General features: G+C 68.2%; 2 protein-coding genes and 1 pseudogene. All 3 read left to right on the plus strand.

The window, feature by feature from the left end; translation table 11 throughout:
- The coding region (gene moaA / locus ENN83_RS14915; RefSeq protein ID WP_287188309.1) for a GTP 3',8-cyclase MoaA at nucleotides 1–998 on the plus strand (998 nt) is incomplete at its 5' end.
- A 35-nt stretch (nucleotides 999–1,033) separates the two neighbouring features.
- A pseudogene (locus ENN83_RS14920) lies at nucleotides 1,034–1,456 on the plus strand (LysR family transcriptional regulator); the annotation flags it as partial.
- A 185-nt stretch (nucleotides 1,457–1,641) separates the two neighbouring features.
- Nucleotides 1,642–1,855 (plus strand): NAD(P)H-dependent oxidoreductase subunit E (locus ENN83_RS17225; RefSeq protein ID WP_414707676.1); only part of this gene is annotated, 214 nt, incomplete at its 3' end.

A 1,855-nucleotide genomic window follows, 5' to 3' on the forward strand; every position in this document is an offset into this window, starting at 1 on the left:
AACTTATTGATCCTTTCGCCCGCGCGATCACCTATCTGCGCGTGTCGGTCACCGACCGCTGCGATTTCCGCTGTGTCTATTGCATGGCGGAAAACATGACCTTCCTGCCCAAGCGGGACCTGCTGACGCTCGAGGAACTTGACCGGCTCTGCTCGGCCTTTGTCCGGCTTGGCGTGCGCAAGCTGCGCGTCACGGGGGGCGAACCGCTGGTGCGGCGCGATATCCTGACCTTTTTTCGCGCGATGGGGCGTCACCTGGAAACCGGCGCGCTGGACGAGCTGACGCTGACCACCAATGGCTCGCAACTGGAACGCTTCGCCGGGGATCTGGCGGCGGCGGGCGTGCGCCGGGTGAATGTCAGCCTCGATACGCTGGACGCCGACAAGTTCGCCCGCGTCACCCGCTGGGGCAAGCTGACCCAGGTGCTGCGCGGGATCGACGCGGCTCAGGCGGCGGGGCTGAGGGTCAAGATCAACACCGTCGCGCTCAAGGGGGTCAACGAGGACGAATTGTTCCCCCTTGTCGACTGGTGCGCCGCCCGGGACATGGACCTGACCTTCATCGAGGTCATGCCGATGGGCGATCTGGGCAACGAGAACCGGGTCGGGCAATTCTGGTCGGTGCGCGATGTCCGCGCGCGGCTGGAGGAACGCTTCACCACACTGGACCTTGCCGAACGCTCGGGCGGGCCCGCGCGCTATTTGCGGATCGAGGAGACGGGGCAGAAGATCGGCTTCATCACCCCGCTCAGCCACAATTTCTGCAAAAGCTGCAACCGGGTGCGGCTGACCTGCACGGGCGAGTTGTTCATGTGCCTCGGCCAGGAGGATCGCGCCGATCTGCGGGCGCCGCTGCGGGCGCATCCCCAGGACGACGCGCCGCTGGTCACGGCCATTCGCGCCGCCATCGGCCAGAAGCCCAAGGGGCATGATTTCGACTATTCCCGCCAGCGCCCCGATGGACAGGTCTCGCGACACATGAGCCATACGGGCGGCTGAGCCCGGGCATAGCGGCGCGGCCAGCGGGCAATCCGATGATCGACAGGCTCGAGATGTTCATCGCGCTGGCGCGCGAGAAGCATTTCGGCCGGGCGGCGGAAAGCTGCGGCGTGACCCAGCCCACGCTGTCGGCCGCGATCAAGCAGCTTGAGGAACAACTGGGCGTGATGCCGGTCTGGCGCGGCTCGCGCTATGGCGGGCTGACGCCCGACATGCAGAACCGCCGGATCGTCGACCGCCACATGGCCGAGTCAGGGTTCGCCCTGCGGCCGCGGCTCGAGTCGAACTCGATCATCACGCTGATCGCCCATGTCCAGTCGGGCGGCTGGGCCACGATCCTGCCCCGGCGCAGCGTCGCGCCCTTTCTGGATGGCGGCGGGCTGGTCGCGCTGCCGCTGACCGAGCCCGAGGCCGAGCATCAGGTGGGCCTTGTCGCGCCACATCGCGAACCCCACACAGCGGCCACCCATGCCGGGATGGACGGACCGCTCTTGCCGGTGCAGCATGCCGTGCAGCATGCGCTGGACCAAATCCCGCGCGAGTCGCTGGCCCCGATGGCCCAGGAACTGGACCTGAGCGTGGCCGAGATCCACGGGTCATCAGCTTCCACCCCGATTTCCGCACCGAGCCGGGCGGGCGGCGCATGCTCAAGGTCTGCCGCGCCGAAGCCTGTCAGGCGATGGGCGCCGAACGGCTGGGCGAGGCCCTGCGCACGCGGCTGGGCATTGACTGGCATGGCACCACGGCCGATGGCGCCGTGCCGCTGGAGCCGGTCCATTGCCTCGGGCTGTGCGCCTGTGGCCCTGCCGCGCTGGTCGATGAAACGCCCGTGGCCCGCGTGACGGCCGAGCGGCTGG

The sequence above is a fragment of the Rhodovulum sp. genome (assembly GCF_011048875.1).
GTDB classification, from domain to species: domain Bacteria; phylum Pseudomonadota; class Alphaproteobacteria; order Rhodobacterales; family Rhodobacteraceae; genus Rhodovulum; species Rhodovulum tesquicola.